Here is a 21,781-nt window from a genome sequence, read left to right as displayed (position 1 = left end):
CAAGCCCCTCTATTCTTCAATATTTACAACGTGATTCCCATCAAAGAAGTATAAACATTTCTCTTTTACAGGATGTTGTAAGCTTTTCTCCAGTGCTTTTGCATATAACGAAAGCTGCACTTTATATCGATCTTCTAAAATTGGTTTCGCTTGTTCGAATCCGCCTGGAAATTTCCCTTCAATCGTATCTGTTTTGAAGTCGATTAACGTAATGCCATCTTCCTCTTCAATCATGCAGTCGATAACCCCTTGGACAAGAATCGATTCCCCGCTATTCCCTTGCCAATCTTGATATGCTTCTTCTGCTGCAAGCATCATCGTAAATGGAACTTCACGCTCAACACTTTTCGCCGCTAATACCCTTTTACCTAAGTCACTGTCAAAGAATGAAATTACTTTTTCAATCGCTATTTCTTCCGCCTGCTCGAATGTTAATAATTCCTTATTTACCATTCCAGCAATTTGCTCTTGAAGAACTTCAACCGTAATCGGCTTCTTCAAATCAACATGCTGCATAACGGCATGGACTGCTGTTCCGCGCTCTGCGTACGTTAACCCTTTTTTCTCCATAAAGCGCGGACGTGTTTTAATTGGTGCACGTAGTTTTTTAATAAAGGCGTTATCACTACCATCTTCTGATTGATAATTTCTCTTTATTTCTGTAACAGATTGCTTCGCACGGTGAGATGTTGCTTCCTCATATCCGTACTTCCACATTAATCTATCGTACACTTCATCTTTTCGTTCACTTTCTAACGGCACAGCCTTTTTCTCACGAAGCGCTTCTAACAATTCTTGTTTCTCTTCTTGAACTGGCTCTGGTGCAAGTAGCGTATTACCGTCCACAACTTCTACTTTCCAGCTAGTGTCATACCCGTAAATTTCATCTGGAATACTTCCTTGTCCTAATTCAAGAAGCATTTCACTATCACGGTGTCTATATAATGAAGGTGCAATCCAGTCTAAATAACAAGACGCCCCGGCACGTATGTGATCTGGTAATAACCATTCACTATGTTCCCTCGCATCAAGCCATTTTTCCATTTCCTTATTTGCATCCTTAACTGTTCCGATTAAAATTAACTTCTCTTTCGCGCGCGTCAACGCTACGTATAGTACGCGCATTTCTTCCGCAATTAATTCCATTTTCATTTTACGCTTAATCGCAAGCTGTGATAATGTTGTATATTTAATTCGTTTACGCGGATCGATAAATTGCGAACCGAAACCGAAATCTTTATGCAATAAGAAACGTTTCATTAAGTCTTGTGTATTAAAACGACGACCGAGTCCAGCTACAAATACAACCGGGAACTCTAACCCTTTACTTTTATGAATCGTCATAATGCGAACAACGTCTTCTTGTTCACCGAGGGCCCTCGCCGTACCCATGTCATCACCGCGTTCTAAAATACGTTCAATAAAACGTAAGAAGCGGAATAATCCTCTAAATGATGTTGCTTCGTATTGTCTTGCGCGGTCATATAGTACGCGTAAGTTTGCCTGCCTTTGCTTTCCAGCTGGTAAACCGCCAACGAAGTCGTAATAACCTGTCTCACCGTACACTTTCCAAATTAAATCAGAAAGTGATTGTTGACGTGCAAATTCACGCCATCCTTGCAGTAAGTTATAAAACCACTCTAATTTATCATGAAGTTCTTGCTCCTCTTCAAGTGGTGCCCCTTTTAAGAATGAGCTCATTACTTCATAAAACGAGCCTTTCTTTCCATGAGCACGAAGCGTTGCAAGTTCTTCATCGCTCAATCCAACGATTGGAGAACGAAGTACAGCTGCAAGCGGAATATCTTGCATCGGATTATCAATAACGCGGAATACGTTCATCATAATATTTACTTCCGTCGCTTCAAAGTAACCAGTCGCAAGGTCAGCGTATACTGGAATTCCTTGTAATTTTAACTCTTCCATAATTTGCGGGGCCCACGGCATGGAGCGAAGTAAAATAACGAAGTCGCGGTATTGTACCGGACGCATACTATCATTTTTACGGTCATACACTTCATAACCGGAATCCACCATCGCTTTAATGCGCTGCGCCATAAGACGAGCTTCAAGCTGTGCTTTTTCGACTTCTGCACCTTCTTCTCCGTCTATTACTTCTTCTTCCGTTTGCTGAATGCACAGTAGTTCTGCCGCTACATCTTCACCTTCTGGATAGGTAGCACCTAACTTTAATTCAGCGTCTGCATCGTAGTCGATTTCTCCGACTTCTTCACCCATAATTTGTTTGAAGATAAAGTTCGTACCTGCTAGTACTTCATGACGACTACGGAAGTTTTTCGCTAAGTCAATCTTCATTCCGCCGCCCAATCCTTCTTGTGTGAAGCGTTTATATTTTCCTAGGAATAGTCCTGGCTCGGCTAGTCGGAAACGATAAATCGACTGCTTTACGTCACCAACCATGAACAAGTTTCCTTCACTCTCAGAATCTTTCGTTACGAATTTAATAATGGATTCCTGTACAAAGTTCGTGTCTTGATATTCATCGACTAATACTTCAGCAAATTTATTACGATATTGGAGCGCCACTGCTGACGGATTCATTTCACCATTTTCACTTTGTTCACTTAAAATTTGTAAACAAAAATGCTCTAAATCTGTGAAATCGACCATTCCTTTATCTCTCTTCATCGCTTGGAAACGCTCTGTAAATACTTTTACAAGTTGAACAAGCTTTTCTAATACTGGGTGCATATCTTGAAAATCTCGTAAGAAACTTTCAGGTTTGCGGCTAAATAACTCTTCTTGTAATTTCTTCACTTCATCTTTCGCTTTATTACGAAGAGAGTCTACTTGTTTTACAACATCTTCATTGTAATCACTTTTCTTAATACGCTTTAACGTTTGCCACGATACGTTTTGCATCGCTTCATACAAACTTGTCCACGACTCCTGAGCAGCTGATGATAGCGTTCCAAGTAAAGCTACATCTGCTTGCAGGGTTTCAATGCGAGGCGCTGGACCGTCAGGAAGCATTGCGAGTTCAGTTGCCTTACGAATATGCTGTTCCGCTGTTTCAAGCTGGAATTTCACATCTTCTAATAAATAAGAAGCATATACTAAATCTTCAATTGTCTTTCCTTCTACGTCATATGCTTCTACTAATTTATCAAGCCATTTTTCCGGATTTGGATGCGCTCTTGACTCTGTATGAAGCGCTAAAATCATACGTTGTAAGTCATCATCACTACGGTCACTCGTATAACGATCAACAAGTTCAAAGAAGATTGTATTATCTTCGATTCCGTACTCTTCTTCTAATATATCATCTAGCACTTCTTCTTTTAACAATTCATTTTCTGTTTGATTAGCAATACGGAAACGAGGATCAACATCAAGCATGTAGTAATATCCTCTAATTACTTGTAAACAGAATGAGTGAATTGTTGAAATGGAAGCTTTATTTAATAGGCTCAGCTGCTTTCTTACGTGTTGAGAGCCTGGTTCATCAATTAATACCTTTTCTAACGCTTCCCCGATTCGGTTTTTCATCTCTTGCGCCGCTGCATTCGTAAATGTTACAACGAGCAGGCGGTCGACATCGACTGGATTCTCTTCATTAATAATCTTTTTAATAATACGTTCAACTAATACTGCTGTTTTCCCTGACCCAGCTGCAGCCGCAACTAAAATATCACGTCCATTCGCTACAACAGCTTTCCACTGGTCATCTGTCCATTGACTACCTTCTGGTTTTTCAGGCCAATTTTCTATCATTCTCCGCCAACCTCCTCTCTTATTTTCTCCATTGCTTCGCTATCTTTCATATCTTTTAACGATCGGAACTGATTATCTTCAAGTGACTCATCAAATTGACAAACAGATTTGAAGTTACAGAACGTACATGCTGCTTTATTTCCCATTTTATAAGGAGCAATATCGATAACACCTTCTGTAATATCTTTTCCGATATTTTCAAACGTATGGTGTACATATTTTTGCAGTACGTTAAACTCTTGCTCACTTGCAATACTTGAACGCGCACTAAAGCTACCGTCTTTTTTCAGGCCAGCAGAAATAATATCTGAGCTCCCTGTTGAAAGTTTGTTATCCATTAAACGAACAACGTCAGCATCTCCTAATACGAGTCCTTTCATTTTAAATTTCTTTAAAATTTCTTTTTCAATTTCAGCTTCAGATGCGTCACCTTTCATCTCAACGATTGGGTTATGAATATGGAAATACAATACACCAGCTGGTGATGCTGCGTGGCCTTTTTTCATCCACGTCTGTGCATTCGAAGTAACGACATCTAAATACGTTAACATTTGAAGTGCTAATCCGTAATACACTTCCGTTAAATCTAACGCTTTTGAACTTGATTTATAATCAATAATACGTAAGAACGTCCCGTTTTCATCTTCTGCCTTATCAACACGGTCAATACGGCCGACTACTTCCATCTTCACACCATTTGGTAATGAGAATTCCATCGGCGGAAGTGATCCTGTACCACCCATACCGAACGGCACTTCTAAATCAACTGGTACGAATCCGCTTGACTTCGCATGTTCACGAAGAATGATTGAAGTACGGAAAATGATTTGTTGTAGTTTTTGTTTTAAATAGAAATGACGGTTTGAACTTAATAAAATTTGTCGTTGTAATAACGGTGCGATTTCTTCTATTACTAAAACAGAAAGATGCTCACACTCTTTTATGGATAAATCCGCCCAAGTACGGTTTTCACGCAATAACTTGTCCGCAATTTTCTTTAATGCCGCATGGAATAATTCGCCGATGTCTGGCGCATCAAGCTTGAAAATATCACGCTCTCTAAGCGATAAACCGTGCTGCGCAAAATGAGCGTATGCACAACGGTTAAATAGTTCCATACGAGAGACACTTCCTTTAATTATATCTCCGTATAAATCTCTACTTACTGCTGTACTTAGTTTCTTCGCACGATTTCGATAGAATAAACTTGATAAGACGCGGCTGCTTTTTTGTTTCCATTCATCTGAAGTTACGTAGAAATTATATACGTCCCACCAAAAGTCTAAATTCCCTTCAAATCCGTATCGCTTCCACGTTTGTAGTTGCTGCATAACGTAAGATAACGTTACTTCTGGCGTTGCTACGTATGAAATTTGTTCTGAACGTGATAAATCGTTTACATCATTCGTAATAAATGAATCTTTCACATTAGGGAACATTCTTTTTATTTTCTTAATAAAGCTAGACGCAAGTAACGTCTTTCCTTCTTCATCTGCAAGCGGGCATGAAATGTATAGCTTCTCAGATGCTCTCGTTACCATTTGATACATAACGAACTGTTCTTCTAACAAATTTTGTCTCGTCGTTGGCGCTAATTCAATCCCTGCTGCACCAAGAACTTCTCTTTCTTCATCAGAAAGCATACCTTCGTCCATAGGTGCTGCTGGAATAACACCCTCATTTACACCTATAATAAACGTTGCTTTCACATCAGATAACCTGGAGTGATCAATATTAGCAATTAACACTTGGTCTAATGACGGCGGAATGTTAGCAAATTGAAGCGCCTCAAGACCAGTCGACATAACGTCCGTAAACATAGAAAGAGACATTTTCTCTTCACCAAGCATCTCTACAAACGTATCAAGAAGGCTCATTACTTCTTCCCATACTTGTTCATGATCTGTCGCAAATAAGAAATCTCCACTTTCTTCTGCACGTATACGTAATTCTTCTAGTTTTTTCGGAACATCCAGTTCTTCTAAAAATAAGTAAACTGCTTCACACATTTGCATAACTGTTCCTGCACGCTTTAACCTTTTTTGCATGCGAATAACAGGTGTTCTTACAACGTCACGTAACCTATTTATTTTCTCTTCCATTTCACGTTCACTGTCTGTGATCATCCCGTTCGTATCATCAAGAGAACGATAACGGCGATACATCCATGGATCCTCTGAAGTCCATCTCTTTCCTTGTACACCGTACGCTAAACAGTAATTTTCAAATTCATCCATTTCTTCACGCATCGTTTCTTTTCTTACGTCTAATGGATATAAAAGCTCTGTTTTCACGCAACGGAACACCGCATCATAACGCCAATTCCCACTAATAATCTCGAGTGCAGAACGAATACATTCTACTAATGGGTGGTGTGACATCGGGCGCTTTTCATCGATGAAGTGCGGGATATTATAATCTGTAAATAACGTTCGCATCACATCGTAATAACTTTCCCCATTACGAAGAAGCACTGCAATATCCCGGTAACGATATTTTTCATTCGCAACAAGTTTACGAATTTCACGCGCAACACCTTCTACCTCCGCTCGTAAATTCGCAGCTGTACTAATCGTTACACTCGCTTCACCGTTAAATTTTTCATTCGGACGCGCTTCATAATGAGCTTCTAAATGCGCTAATGCCGGAGAATGAAAACGCGGCTGTTCCATAAGTGGAATTGTTTTTTCAATTTCTATTTTCTCTTCACGCGCTACTTGTTTTATTTTTTCATACGTTAACGTCGTTTCATAAAATAAATCGAGTTCATTTACTGGCTGCGCTAACGTTTTTTCATCTATCGTTAACGTGATTGTAACTCTCGCTCCGCAAATCATAAGCTGTCTTACAATCTCTAACTCTTGCGGGGAGAATGAATGAAATCCATCTATATAAATTTCCGCACCATTTACATATTCAGACTGCGGAAGCTTTTCCACTAGCAATTGCAGGTAGTCTTCTGAATCTAAGTATTTTCCAATTAAAGCACGTTCAAAATCATCGTATAATAGCTGTAAATCATACACTTTATTCGCTAGTAACTTTTGTTCGGCACTGCTACTATGCGCATCTAATTGTTGCCACATTTCATATACGTTAGATGGCGTTACATTGTAACGTTTAAACTCTGCAATCATACTGCCAAGATGTTCAAAGAAACCGTTTTGCTCCGCTGCTTTTTGGAACACCGATAATCCATCTTTACGAGACTCTACAATTTTACGGAGTAACATATGTACACCAGCTTCATCAATATGAAGACGACTCGCTCCGCCAACTTCTTGCAGTACCTTCCACGCTAATCGTGAAAAACTAAAAACTTGTGCCCGAATAGAACCTCTTACATCCTCACTTCCAATTAACGCCTGCTGCGTCTGGAATGTCATCTGTTCTGGCACAAGATATAATATTGTTTTCCCTCTCGGGCATTGTTTTAACTCTTCTTGCACTTCGCGTAAACAAAGTGTACTTTTTCCACTTCCCGCTCTACCAATCACAAATCGAAGTGACATGTAACCCCACCTTTCACTTACATAACGAACGTTAGTTTGCTACTATAATTGTATTATAGGACACGAAAAAAGACAAACTGAGTTGTTTGCCTTTTTCTATACTTTTATCTATTATATCAACCTTTTGAAAAATTCGTTTGCACCTCTTGAATTGGCCAATATCGCAAATCAACTTTACCGACGACTGTATCAGCTTTTACAAAGCCAAAGTGTCTACTATCCCAGCTCCCGAGCCGGTTATCACCTACTACAAAAATAAACCCAGGTGGCACCAGTTTTTCTTTCGTTAACTCTTCTAATGTAAAGTCACCTGTTAGTTGCCTTCCGTTTATCTCTTTCTTATACTTCTCTAAATACGGCTCATCAATAAATTGACCGTTTATATATAACTTATCCTGCTTATATTCAATATGATCTCCAGGTAAACCGATAATCCGCTTTACATAGTCCTCTTTTTTATTCGCATGAAATACCACAACGTCAAATCTGTTCAAGTCCCCAACTTGATAACTCACCTTATTTACAACTAGCATATTGCCATCTTGCAATGTCGGCATCATTGACTTCCCCTCTACAACATACGTCGAAAAGAAAAACGTTCGAAAAAATACAGCTAATAATACACCAATTAAAATTGTTCGTATCCACTCCATGCCTTCTTTTTTCAAAGTTTTCTTCATCTGCTTCTCCCCTTATCCTTTAATACTGAAGCTTTCCTTTACAAAGAAGACTATTCTTAATGTAGTTCTAACTTTACTTCGATTTTCTTACCGACATACCATAAAATAAAAATACCAATCGCTACAATAACTGATTTCACCGGATTATGAATAAATGACATTAAATCATGACCGATATACGTTAAAATAAAAATCATCACAAGTTTTCCGAATGCTAACGCTAGACCAAACTGTTTTACACTAATTCGGGATAAACCAGCGACAACATTTATGAGCGCTGACGGTGTAAACGGAAAACAAAATATAACAAAAATCGGTGCGAATCCTTTCCTTTCAATCCACCCCATTGCTTTTCGTACTCTCTCATGCTTATTTACAAACGAAAAGAAACGACTGCGACCAAAATGGCGGATGATGAAAAAGACAAGTAATGCACCCATTACTGATCCAAGCCATGAATAAAGAAAACCGAGCCAAAAGCCAAATGCAACAGCATTCGCCAGTACAAATACGATAAGCGGTAATGCTGGAATCAACGCCTCTATCATCGGTAAACCAATACCAAGAAGTGGTCCGAACGCTTTATAACTCTCAACAATATGATCCATATTTTCTGGTGAAAAATACTCTTTGATTGTCTGAAAATCCATTCTACACTTTACCCCTTTACTCTAAATACTATCCCTACTGTATCATTGCTTATATGAAAGAGGAAATGGTAGATACGACATATGGAGATGTATTTATTAAAGTTTCCATATCTTTCATAAGAATTCCTTCATTATTTAGCTATGATAATCTATCAATATTCGACAGGACGTGTCGTTCGTTTTGTTATTTAGATTGTTTTTCGGTTTTTATCGGTAAATGAAATTATACTGGTGATTTTCTAAATATATCAATTACAACTCGTTTTTTCTAATATATCGCCTTATCTACAAAGACTGACTGACAAACAAAAAAAGAATGGGGATTCCCCCATCCTTTCACACTTCGCCTTCCTTCACAAAATACACCTTCTCATAAGCGGGTCTTAATGTTGATTCCTCTTTTTTATCGACCTCTTTAAAACAAGGATTCCCTTGTTTTTTCCTACGATCTTCATATTCAGTACGTAATTTCGCTGTACGATTTTGTTGATTTTCAAAACTAGTTTTTGATATTTCTAATTTCACAGCAAAGCCATTTATAAATCTAATAATAAGATTTCCATCTTCTAATTCTTTATTACTTTCAATATAAAAATGAGACAACCAAGCGCACTCTTTTCTAGAGTAAGAATAGGTAGGGAAAAAATAAAGTTGATCTGCTGGACTAATCGCAATCGGTGCTTTATGTGTAATATGAGTTAACTCTTTCGTTCCTTCTTTTCTGCCTAAGAAACTAGAGCCATGCTTGCGGCAACTTCTTTCTATAATATCTAGAGGTTTTTGAAATACGAAAAAAGAATCATTCATTTCAACGACTCGCGTAACAATTTTCTTTTCACTTAGAATAACAGGAAGTAAGGCCATCGTATTTTTCGTTACAACATAATTTTCGACATAGCGTTCCACTTTACTTTCCATACTCCATTATCTCCTTTTTTCCATTTATATTAGCAGCTGCATATATAATTTTAGCATCTATGAAAAGGAAATAGCTTACAAGTTCCGCTTTTTTACAATTTTTTATCATTTATCAAACATTTGTTAAATAAAAAAATCACGATATAGTAATGATTTAATTTTAAAGTTATAAAAACAGCATTTATACTACCTATAAATATTTATTATCCCTTCCTATTTTCACATCATGAAAACAATTAACTTTGCTATAATTAAAATGTAAATCCAATATATGGAGGGCCACTATGGAAGAAAAAGAGATCCAACCATCGATTCAAATGAAAAATAGCAGCGTCATTATCGTGAAAAACTCAGCTAGTATTATATTCGGTTTATTTTTCATTCTGCTATTCTTTGCCAAACCGTTTCGTAAATCAAAATGTCCAGAATGTAAAAAACGTGAGAAGAAAAAATCAGGACAAGAACAATAAAAGGCCTTCCTTTATGGAATGCCTTTTTACATTCGTAGTATCATTTTATTTATTCTTCCCCCTAAAAAACGACTATATTTTCTTCCAAGGTTCTCTACATCTTTTTTGATTTGTAATATGATCCTTATATAAAACATGAGAAAGAGTATTACTTGTTACCCGCTTTTAATTTTTATTAAACACTTCAAATTTGTACATCTTTATCCATCACTAACAATTCGTTAATTAGTTAACTTTGTAATATAAGTTTTGTATATAATGTCATTCAAAAACACAATATATATAAGTAGCTATTTATAATTACATTGCTTTTTATCGAATTCTAAAAAGGAGTTGTATACTATGGATAAAGAAAATCCATTAAATCAGCAGGTTAATAGCATTCCCTCAGATGCTCTGAATACCCCTAGTAAGGAACAAGAACAACTGTTAGAAACATCATCTCAAAACGTACAAAATTCCAACAACAATGCTAACAAAAAAGATGTTACTCAAGGTCTATCTGGAAAAGATTCCCCTATTTCAATAGAGAATACAAATTTATAGTTATTTACTATCATACGCAGCAAATGCTCTTGCTGAACTAATTCTTCTACAGAAACTAATACGCATTCCAGATAATTTTTCACCCGTTGTAACATAGAAAAAGAGATTTAGATATAAAAACAGGCTCTGAAAAAACTTTCCCCACAACAAAAAAAGGATGGCATTAGCCATCCTTTTTTCCATCATCAACTATAAAATTATAGTTTGATTACGTTTTTAGCTTGAGGTCCACGGTTACCGTCTTCGATTTCGAAGCTAACTTTTTGACCTTCTTCTAAAGATTTGAAACCGTCAGTTTCGATTGCTGAGAAGTGTACGAATACGTCGTTTTCGCCTGGAACTTCGATGAAACCGAAACCTTTTTCGTTGTTAAACCATTTTACTTGTCCTGTTACTGCCATAATTATTTCCTCCTAAGAAAATACAAATTTTAAATTTTTTAGTCTTCCTGTCTAAAAAAAGAATCCACACATTATCAAATACGAAACATAAACTAGTTCTCACATACTTTTTCTCGTTCGTTTCCAGCACTTGATAACATATGGATTGCTTAATTTAACTATTCAACTGACATCATCATAGCACATTAAAATAAAATGTACAATCTTTTTCGAAAATAGAATTTCTAATTTTTAGTATTTCTTATAAAATATACTTATCTCTATTCTAAATAAGGGGGAGTTTATGACCAATAAAATTTCTAGAAAAACATTAAAAAGAATTGAAGAGGATATTGAAAATAATAATCTTGGAAAAGCAAGAGATAGATTGCATGGCCTCATCTTTACATACCCAAATGAATTACATCTTCGAAAACAACTCGGAGATATTTATTATACATTACAATATCCAGAAATGGCTGGACGTTACTGGTATCTAGAGGAGCATAAAACAGACATTATGCATGAATCATGTTTATTATTTGAAAAATCAATGGGAAATAGTCCTCATCATATTGCACGTGCTTTAAAGTTTAAAGGCGATTCTAACCATATAAAAAGTTTGTATAAAGAGCAACCTTTATCTTCAGTGCAGAAGAAAGTAGCAGAGGAGTTAATTTATGAGTATAAAGAAACATGGCAAGATAAGCTAGTCCCTTTTGGCTGTCTAGCATTGCTTGCTTCCCTTCTCTTTTCTGCCATTGTTGGTCTATTCACTATTTGGAATTGGATTTTTTAATTACAGGGGGAATTTTCACATGTCAAACTACGCTAAAGAAGAAAGGCTAACAGGGGGAAACGTCTCAAGCGTATATCGTTCTGAAAATACTGTTCGGCGAGAGTTAAAGCCAGGCAGTGAAAAGATTCATAAGCTATTGCAACATTTAGAAAACAAAGGATTTCATTATGCTCCAAAGTTTTTAGGTGTAGATGAAAAGGATAGAGAGATTTTATCCTTTATTGAAGGAGAAGCTGGCAATTATCCTTTAAAAGAATATATGCGATCTAATGATGTATTAAAAGAAATCGCAATGATGCTCCGCCTTTACCATGATGCTGTAAGTGATTTTCCTTTATTAGATGATTGGAAACCGATGGATCATACGCCAAATAACATTGAGGTTTTATGCCATAATGATTTTGCCATATATAACATTATTTTTAATAATGAGAAGCCAGTAGGGATTATTGATTTCGATGTTGCTGCTCCTGGCCCAAGACTATGGGATATCGCTTATACACTTTATACTTGTGTGCCTTTAAGTAGAGTATATTATACAGAATCCGGTGAAGCCGTTCATTATGATTCACCGCAACATGCAGATCGTATTAAAGAGAGAGTCAAATTGTTCGTTCAGTCCTATGGTAAAAATATGGATGAAGATTACTTAGGAATGGTGTTGCTTCGATTAGAAGGGTTATGTACATATATGAAACGAAAAGCACAAGAAGGCGACTTGAATTTCCAAAGAATGATTGATGAAGGACATCTAGAGCATTACAAGAAAGATATGAAGTTTATTCGCGATCATAGAGCTGAGTGGAGTTGATTTAGTAATAAAGAAAAGTTAGTATCGTTTTTTTTCCGATAAATCGATATTTCTTTTCGAATCGTTTAGAAAATAACAAGGGGCACCTTTCAAAAAGGTGCCCTTTCCTTTTATTTCGTAAACTGTGCTTCTTCTGTAGATCCTTTTAACGCTGTCGTTGATGAAGTTCCACCTGTAATCACTTGTGCCACTTCATCAAAGTAACCTGTTCCTACTTCGCGTTGATGACGTGTTGCAGAGTAGCCATGTTTTTCAGCTGCGAATTCTGCTTGTTGTAGTTCAGAGTATGCTGCCATGCCGCGCTCTTTATAGCCACGTGCTAGTTCAAACATACCGTAATTTAATGAATGGAATCCAGCAAGTGTTACGAATTGGAACTTGTAACCGTAAGATGCGATTTCCTTTTGGAAGCTTGCAATTGTTTTTTCATCTAGTTTTTGTTTCCAGTTGAATGAAGGTGAGCAGTTATATGCAAGTAGCTTCCCTGGATGCTCCTTATGAATTGCGTCCGCAAATCGTTTTGCATCTTCTAAATTTGGTTCTGACGTTTCACACCAAACGAGGTCTGCGTACGGTGCATACGCTAAACCGCGCGCAATTGCTTGATCAAGACCTGCATTCGTACGGTAAAACCCTTCTGGTGTTCTTTCTCCTGTAATAAATGCTTTATCAACAGGATCGATATCGCTCGTAATTAAATCAGCTGCATCCGCATCTGTTCTTGCAACGATAATTGTCGGCACTCCCATTACATCTGCTGCAAGGCGTGCAGAAATTAAATTGCGTACTGCTGTTTGCGTTGGTAGTAGTACTTTTCCGCCTAAATGGCCACATTTTTTCTCTGAAGATAATTGATCTTCAAAATGCACACCTGATGCACCTGCTTCAATCATACCTTTCATCAGTTCGAATACATTTAATTGCCCACCAAATCCAGCTTCTGCATCTGCTACAATCGGTACGAAATAGTCTGTATCATCACTTCCTTCCATATGCTGAATTTGATCCGCACGTTGAAGCGTTTGATTAATTCGTTTTACTACAGCAGGTACGCTGTTCGCTGGATATAAACTTTGGTCTGGATACATATGCCCAGAAAGGTTTGCATCAGCTGCTACTTGCCAACCACTTAAGTAAATCGCTTTTAACCCAGCTTTTACTTGTTGCATCGCTTGGTTTCCTGTTAATGCGCCAAGTGCGTTAATATAGTCTTCTGTATGAAGCGATGTCCAAAGCTTCTCAGCACCACGACGCGCTAACGTATGTTCAATATCAATTGACCCGCGCAGGCGAATTACATCTTCTGCCGAATATGGACGTGTGATCCCTTTCCAACGCTCATCTAATTCCCAGCTTTCTTGTAACTTCTCGATTCTTTCGTTTTTCATTTGTTCCATCCCCTTTTCATTTTTTATAAAATTTCATAACCCGGTAATGTTAAAAATGGTACGAATTCATCATTTCGAACGAGATTTGTAAACAACGTTGTCGCCTCTTGGAATCTCCCTTTCTTAAAGGCTTCCTTACCAATCTCTCTTTCTATTTTTGCTAATTCTTCTTCTTTTAGCTCTTCCATTAATTCAAGCGTAATATTACGACCATCATTTAGTTTTCCACCTTCATGACGAATCCATTGCCATACTTGTGCTCTTGAAATTTCAGCTGTTGCCGCATCTTCCATTAAGTTATAAATGGGTGCTGCTCCCCGTCCGCTTAACCAAGATGCAATATATTGAATACCTACGCTAATATTCATGCGAAGGCCCTCTTCTGTAATCGTTCCCACCGGTACCTCTAGTAAATCGTTTTCTGTTACACATATTTCTTCACGTCTTCTAAAAATTTGATTTGGTGTTTTCATAATGTGATTAAACACTTCCATTGCAACCGGTACAAGTCCAGGGTGGGCAACCCAAGTCCCGTCATGACCGTCTAAAGCTTCGCGTTCCTTATCAGCACGCACTTTTTCAAAAGCTGCTTCATTTGCTTCTGGATTATTTTTAATCGGAATTTGTGCCGCCATTCCTCCAATTGCTGGTGCATTACGGCGGTGACATGTTTGAATTACTTTCAAAGAATACGAACGCATAAATGGCGCCGTCATCGTGACTTGTGCTCTATCTGGTAGTAAGAATTTATTATGATTACGGAAACTCTTTAAAAAGCTAAAAATATAATCCCATCTTCCGCAATTTAAGCCAGCAGAATGATCTTTTAGCTCATATAAAATTTCATCCATTTCAAACGAAGCGTGAATCGTTTCTAGTAACACAGTTGCTTTAATCGTTCCATTTGGAATGCCGATATATTTTTGAGCAAATACGAATACATCATTCCATAATCTCGCTTCTAAATAACTTTCCATTTTCGGTAAGTAAAAGTATGGGCCGCTCCCTTTTGCTAAAAGAGCTTTCGCATTATGGAAAAAATACAAGCCGAAATCTACTAAACTACCCGACATATTTTTCCCATCAACTTGCATATGCTTTTCCTCTAAATGCCATCCTCTTGGACGTACAATGAGTACAGCTGTTTTCTCATTTAATCTATATTCTTTCCCTTTATCATTTTTATGTGAAATCGTTCCCTTTACTGCATCTCGTAAATTGATTTGCCCTTCAACTGCGTTTTCCCAAGTTGGTGAATTCGAATCTTCAAAATCCGCCATAAAAAGATGCGCTCCTGAATTTAAAGCGTTAATGACCATCTTTCTATCTACCGGTCCAGTAATCTCTACGCGGCGATCCTCTAAGTCTTTTGGCAGCTTGGCAATTGTCCAATCCGCTTCACGTATGTGTTTTGTTTCTTCTAGAAACTTCGGAAACTCCCCTGCATCAATTCTCTTTTGTTTTTCTACACGTTTTTGTAAAAGTTCTATGCGGCGCTCATTAAAATTCTCATGTAGTTCCTTCAAAAAACTAAGCACCTCAGGTGTCAATATTTCGTTGTACGCTGGTAACATTTCTCCGGGCAATGTAACCCGTGAAGTTTGCGTCGACATATTAGCATCCCCTTCTTAAACTGTTTTATAACAGATTTGATTTCATGTTTTATATTATATAACAAATCTTCAGAAAAGGAAGTTTTTTTTTGAAAATTCATTTCATTTTTTTCAAAACGCCATTCTTTCGCGCTTTATTTCATACAAAAAAGGCCGCTGTTATACAACAACGACCTTTTTGTATTATTTTTAAATTTCACTTTGACTAGTTAAACTTTATTACTGCCCTTGTTCCATATCATGCAATATTGCTCTATGTAAAAACTGTGCGTATTGTTCTCTCGTTACCTTCATAGACGGACCGAATTTACCTTCTCCGATTCCCATTGTAATACCATTTGTTTGTACTGCACTAATTGCATTCGTTGCCCATGAATTTGCTGAAACATCATTAAAGTTATGAGATCCCTTTGCCTGTAAGTCAAAAGCATTCGTAAGAACTTGTGCCATTTCTGCACGCGTTAACGTCGCCTTCGGTCTAAAGTTTCCATTCTCGTCTCCCTGGAAAATTCCCATTTCCGTTAAAGCCAATATCTCCTCGATAAAGCTTGTTGAATTTTCATCAATATCTTCATATGGGTTTTCATATTCATCTTGTTCTTCCATATCAAACACACGGTAAATTAAAGCTGCAACTTGCTCACGTGTTACATTATCCCCAAAACCGAATATTCCATCGCCATATCCTAAAATAATTTCTTGTTCCGCTAATTCATGAATTGCCTCATATGCCCAATGTCCTTTTGGTACATCTTTAAATACAATTGTATTTGTTTTTTGCAACGGTGCACTTTCCGCTTTTACACTGTTACTCTCTGCTGAGAATAACACCCCACCCATAATTGTTAATGCTGTAGCTGTTTTTAATAATTTTTTGCTCATCAAATTATCTCCCCAATATGTATATGTTTTTTTAAAAATATACAGAATAAATGGTATAGTGACAATATATTTTTCGACACATTTCGTGACGGTTTTGTGAATCATATTACACATCATGTCTTTTTCATCGGGTTGATTATAAAGCTTGTGTATAACCATAAAAATACATAAATGAGAATAATAATTCTTTTTTAAACAAACAAAAAAGCACAAATATTTCTATTTGTGCTTTCATATTTCACTCTACTTCCAATCCTCTTTCAAATGATAATTAATAATCGCATTATTAATAAACTGAGCATATTGTTCTCTAGGTACAGGGCGATTTAATTCATACATGTCATTCCCAGTTCCTCTCACAACATTATTAGATTGTAACGCACTAATTGCATCTTCTGCCCAGTGGCCTTTTGGAATATCTTTAAATGTATGTTTTTGTTTCGTTTCAAAATGAAATGCTCGTTTTAAAATGACAGCCATTTCCGCTCTAGAGATTGGTGCTTTCGGCCTAAAATTCCCTTGGCCATCCCCTGAAAAAACACCACGTTTTGTTAACGCCAAAATTTCCTTTTTAAAAGTGGTTGTACTATCAGAAACATCTTTATATGGATTCGCTACTGGCCCTTCTTCTTTTATCTCAAGTGTTCTGTAAATAGTCCCAGCTACTTGTTCACGTGTTATAAGATCGCCAACACCATACTTCCCGTTTCCATACCCTAATATAATTTTATGATATGCTAAGTCCATAATAGCATCATATGCCCAAAATCCGTATGGAACATCTTCAAACACAATCATTTGTGGATACTCTTCTGCTTTTACAGGCGTCACATTCGTCCCTGCAAATATACCTCCTGCCATTGTCGCAATCATCATTACACCCAATATTTTTTTCTTCATTGTCCTCTCTCCCTATTTCATTCAAATAAAATGAACTTCATTGTTTCAGGAGTATTATTTTTTGGTGAATGTAAGATAAAATGTAAATCTTCTAGAAGAAATATTTCCACTACCTTTCTGCTTTATACTCCCTTCTTTCTTTTTCAAAAAGGAAGTTGTCACATCTAAGGTGTTATATACTAAAACATTCTACAATCTCTTTATAAACTCCTTTTCACTTTATAACTTCCCTTTATTGGCACCTAAAGGAGATACCTAGTGGAGGCTACTATATTCATGGTTTATATTTCAGAGGTAGCATTCCCCTTCACTGATAACTCGCTTTCGCTGAATTTTGAGGTGGAGGTCTTACTGCCCAGCAAATAGCGGGATAAAAAAATCATCCTTTTTTCTTAAAAGAGGATGATTTTTTTATCTTTATTAACACTCAAATATGCTACTACTTTTGAAGAGTAAATTGGGCAACTATTTGTTTTAGTTTTCCTGCTGCGTTATGCATATGTTCAATTGAAACCGAAATCTCTTGAACAGATTTTTCTTGCTGTTGAATAGACTCTTTTACCCTATCAGTTCGGTCAGATGATCTTTGGGAAATTTGAGCCATGTCTTCTGCAGAAGCCGAGATTTCCTCACTACTCGCTGCAATTTCATCTGTAGACATAGATACCGTTTGAATTTGCTCAGATACTTGTTGTACTTTTTCTGTAATTGTTCCAAATACTTTTTCTGTATGCATTACTACTTGTGTACCTGCCTGTACCTCATTATCTACCTTCCCCATCATATGTACCGTATGGTTCGTTGTTCCCATAACTTGAGTAATAAGATTCTCAATTTGTTTTGCAGAATCACTAGATTGTTCTGCTAATTTCCGCACTTCATCTGCCACAATTGCAAATCCTCTACCACTTTCACCAGCACGTGCAGCCTCAATTGCGGCGTTTAATGCTAATAAGTTAATCTGGGAGGTAATACCTTGCATAACATCAATGATTTTAACAATTTCTTCTGATTGTTCTTTCATAGTCTCTACTTGTTTCACACCACTATGTACCGAATTTTGGATTGTATCCATCTGTTGAATCATTTGTTTCATTAATTTGTTACCATTCTCTGCATCTAATGCTGATTGAGCAGATAATTCATTTACAGAGGACGATGTATTGACTATACTCTGCATTCCTTGTGTCAACTCTTCCATCGCACCCGCAGTTTGTTCCATTGCTTGCATTTGACTCTCTGCACCATTTGCAACTTCTTCAATATCCATAGTGATTTTCTTTGCTGCACTACTAGATACTTCTGATGCAGATACTACTCCGTCTGCATGTTGAAATAAAAGCTGAATATTATTCTCTACTTCTTGCATATTTGTTCTTAGCCCTGCAATCATCTCGTTAAAATTACTTACTAATACACCTAATTCATCTTTAGCATTATAATCACCATGTACGGTTAAATCTCCTTCTTTCGCTCTTTCCATCATACGACTAACCGTTTGTAAAGGAGCAACTATAAGCTTGCTAATAATATAACTTACTATACATATAACGATTGTAGTAACTACTACAAGAATGATAAAGGTAATAACGGAACGATCAATCATTTTTTGAGAATCTTTAAATACTTGGTCAGCTAAATTTGAAACATACGATTCTAGATCCACTGCATAACCGGCTAACTCTATTCCCTTCGGTTTTAATTCCTTCTGAAATTCATTTACCATTTGTGGCTCGTTTGTTGCCTTTGCCTTTTCAAATAATTTTTTATATGTATCTTTATAACTTGGCAAAGATTTCTTCATCTTCTGAAACAGTTCATCCTCTTGCTTACTTAAATTAAAACCATCATCATATTCTTTTAATAAAGAATCATATTTTTTAAGATCCTTTTCAATATTATCAATTATTCCCTCTTTATTTGCCACTTCATTTTGTGATACCGTAATTAATTCTAGTAGGTTATATTCTAGTGAATTTTGTGTGCGAAGCATTCCTTCTAATAAAATTGCAGAATATTGATAATCATCTACTACAACCTCTGTATCATGCTTAATCTTATTAATAGAACTAATTGCTACACTGCTTATAATTACCATACCTAAAACTGCTAATGAAATAAGCGCTAATAATTTATATTTCACTTTTAAATTTTGTAAAAAATACATTTTTTCACCTTTATTCCTTTATATATAGATTTTTAGAATTTTATAGCTTATTATTTACAAAATCGCAATAAAAAGCAATGATAAATATTCCCAATATGAAACTTATATCTCTATAAAAAAAAGTAGCATAATAGCTACTCCTTTTTTCTTTGTTTCTCATATTGTTCAAACGTATGAATTCTTTCAAAAATTGGTGGGTGCGTGTATAAGAAAAATTTTACTAACGCAGGCGGATTTACTTGGCTTAAACTTGTTTTTGATAAATATTGAAAAGTTTTCACACCAGATTTCCCATCCTTCGTCATATTTAAAGCATATTGATCTGCCGCTCTTTCTTCTATACGTGAAACGTAGTTTGTTGCTGGTTGTGCTGCAAAAGAGAGGACAGAAGAAATTAAGAAAAATAAAGGTAAAATGGAGAAACATGCTACTTTTGAAATTTGCAATGTATCTCCCCATTTGCGAATACACATATTTATAATACGACTAATTAAAAACATACCTATAAACGATAGCAATACATAACTTGCAACGCCAAAATATATATGTTTCATAACATAATGCCCCATTTCATGGGCCATGATAAATAAAATCTCTTTATCTTTTAACTGCTTAAGTGTTGTATCCCACATTACAATACGGGCGTTAGGGCCAATTCCTGTTACGTAAGCATTTAATGCATTCGTTTTTTCTGACATATTTACTTCATATACGTGTTTAGCAGGAATGTCCGCTTTGTCTGCTATCGCTAAAATTTTCGTTTCTAATTCTTTATTTTTCAGCGTCGAGAAGTCGTTATACAGTGGATCAATAACGACAGGCTGTATGAATGTTAAAAAGATTGTAAATGGAACAGAGAGCGCCCATCCTGCGAGCCACCATCTCTTCGGAAATTTACGGATAAGCCATAATAGAACGGTAACTACGATTAACATAGTCGCATAACTTTCCCAAAAACCGATAACATGATCTTTTATCCAGCTTTGTGTACTTTGTGTTGAAATGCCGTAATCAACGGACACTTTCCGGCCAATCCATTGCATCGGTAAGGCAAGCACTGTTGTCAGTAATGATAAATAAAAGAAATAAATCGCAACTTGCAAAACACTTATTTTAGTCGTTTCCTTCGACCATTTCTCAAACTTTCTTGAAATACCTAGCACAAGTACAAATAATAAAATAATCCATTCAAGAGGCGTCGCTAAAAAGTATAGTAAATTTTTCACGCGCGAATAATCTTGGCTTAGCGTAAGCTCTCTCGTACTCATAAACGTTTCTGGATCTGCACTCGTTCCCTTATACATGTCCGGAATAAGTTCATGATTCCATCCAAATAAATACCAATATATAAGTAACGCAAATCCAACGTACAAAAAAAGCGACCAACCGATAACCTTCCTCACGCTATTCCCTCCTCTATGCTGCCTGTCTATTATTATTGTAAGTTCGTACACGCTAAATTAGAACAAGCTTATTATGTGAATTGCTCTGGATCTTTTTATTTACATAAAAAAACTCTTCTACATAAGAAGAGTTTTACCTATCTTTAAACACTTTCTTCGGTTCACAATCCGTAATAAGGATCACACTTACAAACCAACACGTACCCTACTTGCTTTTTAGATAAAATAAAAAGCCTCTTTAAGGAAGTACATCTATTAATAAACTAAAATCTTGTAAAGAGAAAGAACTATATTTCATAATACCTTGTACAGCTAAAAGTAAAACAAGACCGATCACACACATATAGTTAACGCTTTCTTCATTCTTTTTTTCAGTAACCACTCCACCACTTATACATAAAATCCCTAGCAAATGGAGCGCTAAATACATGAAAAAATAAGCTTCCTCCCAGCGCAAAATAACATTCACTGTCGTTATTAACACTAGACTAAGTAAAATCAAATAAAAAAACTTATTTGATGATATCGTTTCATTCATATAATTTTATACATCCCTTTCAAATTTCGAATTAATGATGTTTCAAAGCTATAAAGTAAATGATTGTTTTTATACCATAAAACAAAAGGAAAGCCACCATTACTTTCTCGAATACTTTATGAATCCACATATACTTCTCTTCATTCTTTCTGAAGATGCGCTTCATCATTTCTTCTACAATTAGACCAAATATTAGTAAAACCCCGAACACAATAAGAAGAGAAATAATATTTTCTTTTAAATGAGTACTAGAAAATAAGTAATACTCTGGAAACACAATCGTATCTACTACAGGTTGAAGCCAATGACAAACGCTTTTATCACACATATCTGTAATAGACGTAGAATCTATAATGTCTTTTAATATTTTTTCAACCGTCTTCTTCATC

The 21,781-nt window shown here is 36.3% G+C and carries 18 protein-coding genes and 1 pseudogene; 4 read left to right on the top strand and 15 right to left on the bottom strand.

What is annotated here, in order from left to right; all coding sequences use genetic code 11:
• Window positions 1-9 precede the first annotated feature (9 nt).
• The 5 genes from addA to DN399_RS05675 form a co-directional block, all read right to left on the bottom strand.
• Window positions 10-3,735 carry a helicase-exonuclease AddAB subunit AddA gene (gene addA, locus DN399_RS05695; RefSeq protein WP_000572259.1) on the bottom strand — a complete coding sequence of 1,242 codons (3,726 nt, stop codon included), beginning with the start codon at window positions 3,733-3,735 and terminating at the stop codon, window positions 10-12.
• The gene (addB, locus tag DN399_RS05690) at window positions 3,732-7,247 is read right to left on the bottom strand and encodes a helicase-exonuclease AddAB subunit AddB (protein WP_149149402.1); all 3,516 of its coding nucleotides are present in this window, start codon (window positions 7,245-7,247) and stop codon (window positions 3,732-3,734) included. Before addB ends, addA begins: the two co-directional genes overlap by 4 nt.
• A 116-nt stretch (window positions 7,248-7,363) precedes the next feature.
• Window positions 7,364-7,927: a signal peptidase I gene (lepB, locus tag DN399_RS05685; RefSeq protein ID WP_000751919.1), complete on the bottom strand. Its 564-nt coding sequence runs from the start codon at window positions 7,925-7,927 to the stop codon at window positions 7,364-7,366.
• A gap of 56 nt (window positions 7,928-7,983) precedes the next feature.
• Window positions 7,984-8,577 carry a TVP38/TMEM64 family protein gene (locus tag DN399_RS05680; protein ID WP_000347517.1) on the bottom strand — a complete coding sequence of 198 codons (594 nt, stop codon included), beginning with the start codon at window positions 8,575-8,577 and terminating at the stop codon, window positions 7,984-7,986.
• Window positions 8,578-8,913: 336 nt separating this feature from the next.
• Complete coding sequence (locus DN399_RS05675) at window positions 8,914-9,495, bottom strand: competence protein ComK (RefSeq protein WP_000444439.1); 582 nt, start codon at window positions 9,493-9,495, stop codon at window positions 8,914-8,916.
• A gap of 284 nt (window positions 9,496-9,779) precedes the next feature.
• On the opposite strand from DN399_RS05675, the gene DN399_RS05670 reads away from it, so the two are divergent.
• Complete coding sequence (locus DN399_RS05670) at window positions 9,780-9,965, top strand: hypothetical protein (RefSeq protein ID WP_000391373.1); 186 nt, start codon at window positions 9,780-9,782, stop codon at window positions 9,963-9,965.
• A 342-nt stretch (window positions 9,966-10,307) separates the two neighbouring features.
• Window positions 10,308-10,511 carry a hypothetical protein gene (locus DN399_RS05665; RefSeq protein WP_000356924.1) on the top strand — a complete coding sequence of 68 codons (204 nt, stop codon included), beginning with the start codon at window positions 10,308-10,310 and terminating at the stop codon, window positions 10,509-10,511.
• A gap of 197 nt (window positions 10,512-10,708) precedes the next feature.
• Here DN399_RS05665 and cspA read toward each other — a convergent pair whose 3' ends face one another.
• The gene (gene cspA, locus DN399_RS05660; protein ID WP_000301518.1) at window positions 10,709-10,912 is read right to left on the bottom strand and encodes an RNA chaperone/antiterminator CspA; all 204 of its coding nucleotides are present in this window, start codon (window positions 10,910-10,912) and stop codon (window positions 10,709-10,711) included.
• A 283-nt stretch (window positions 10,913-11,195) separates the two neighbouring features.
• Here cspA and DN399_RS05655 point away from each other — a divergent pair, with 283 nt between their 5' ends.
• Window positions 11,196-11,690 (top strand): DUF6584 family protein, encoded by a 495-nt coding sequence (locus DN399_RS05655; RefSeq protein ID WP_049108549.1) that lies wholly within the window; start codon window positions 11,196-11,198, stop codon window positions 11,688-11,690.
• Window positions 11,691-11,709: 19 nt separating this feature from the next.
• Window positions 11,710-12,501: a phosphotransferase gene (locus tag DN399_RS05650; RefSeq protein WP_149149401.1), complete on the top strand. Its 792-nt coding sequence runs from the start codon at window positions 11,710-11,712 to the stop codon at window positions 12,499-12,501.
• A gap of 110 nt (window positions 12,502-12,611) precedes the next feature.
• On the opposite strand, the gene aceA is transcribed toward DN399_RS05650, so the two are convergent.
• From aceA to DN399_RS05610, 9 genes and pseudogenes are all read right to left on the bottom strand, one after another.
• Window positions 12,612-13,889 carry an isocitrate lyase gene (gene aceA, locus DN399_RS05645; protein ID WP_000787346.1) on the bottom strand — a complete coding sequence of 426 codons (1,278 nt, stop codon included), beginning with the start codon at window positions 13,887-13,889 and terminating at the stop codon, window positions 12,612-12,614.
• Between the two features lie 23 nt (window positions 13,890-13,912).
• Complete coding sequence (gene aceB, locus DN399_RS05640) at window positions 13,913-15,502, bottom strand: malate synthase A (protein ID WP_086389258.1); 1,590 nt, start codon at window positions 15,500-15,502, stop codon at window positions 13,913-13,915.
• 219 nt (window positions 15,503-15,721) lie between these two features.
• A complete protein-coding gene (locus DN399_RS05635) occupies window positions 15,722-16,489 on the bottom strand; it encodes an S-layer homology domain-containing protein (protein ID WP_140159276.1) in 768 nt (255 codons plus the stop codon).
• A 138-nt stretch (window positions 16,490-16,627) separates the two neighbouring features.
• Window positions 16,628-17,284 carry an S-layer homology domain-containing protein gene (locus DN399_RS05630; RefSeq protein WP_000727102.1) on the bottom strand — a complete coding sequence of 219 codons (657 nt, stop codon included), beginning with the start codon at window positions 17,282-17,284 and terminating at the stop codon, window positions 16,628-16,630.
• A 439-nt stretch (window positions 17,285-17,723) separates the two neighbouring features.
• Window positions 17,724-18,515, bottom strand: coding sequence for a methyl-accepting chemotaxis protein (locus DN399_RS28710; protein WP_406940645.1), 792 nt, complete (start codon window positions 18,513-18,515; stop codon window positions 17,724-17,726).
• Window positions 18,516-18,671: 156 nt separating this feature from the next.
• Window positions 18,672-19,451: pseudogene (locus DN399_RS28705) on the bottom strand (MCP four helix bundle domain-containing protein); the annotation flags it as partial.
• A 134-nt stretch (window positions 19,452-19,585) separates the two neighbouring features.
• Window positions 19,586-20,854 (bottom strand): M48 family metallopeptidase, encoded by a 1,269-nt coding sequence (locus DN399_RS05620; protein WP_006924931.1) that lies wholly within the window; start codon window positions 20,852-20,854, stop codon window positions 19,586-19,588.
• A gap of 238 nt (window positions 20,855-21,092) precedes the next feature.
• On the bottom strand, window positions 21,093-21,392 hold the full coding sequence (locus DN399_RS05615; RefSeq protein ID WP_001006050.1) for a DUF2101 family protein: 300 nt from the start codon (window positions 21,390-21,392) through the stop codon (window positions 21,093-21,095).
• A 31-nt stretch (window positions 21,393-21,423) separates the two neighbouring features.
• A complete protein-coding gene (locus DN399_RS05610) occupies window positions 21,424-21,780 on the bottom strand; it encodes a hypothetical protein (protein ID WP_000754334.1) in 357 nt (118 codons plus the stop codon).
• Window position 21,781 lies beyond the last annotated feature (1 nt).

The organism is Bacillus sp. AR4-2 (assembly GCF_008274865.1).
Classification (GTDB): Bacteria; Bacillota; Bacilli; order Bacillales; family Bacillaceae_G; genus Bacillus_A; species Bacillus_A cereus.
This window is presented reverse-complemented; position numbering and strand designations above follow the sequence as displayed.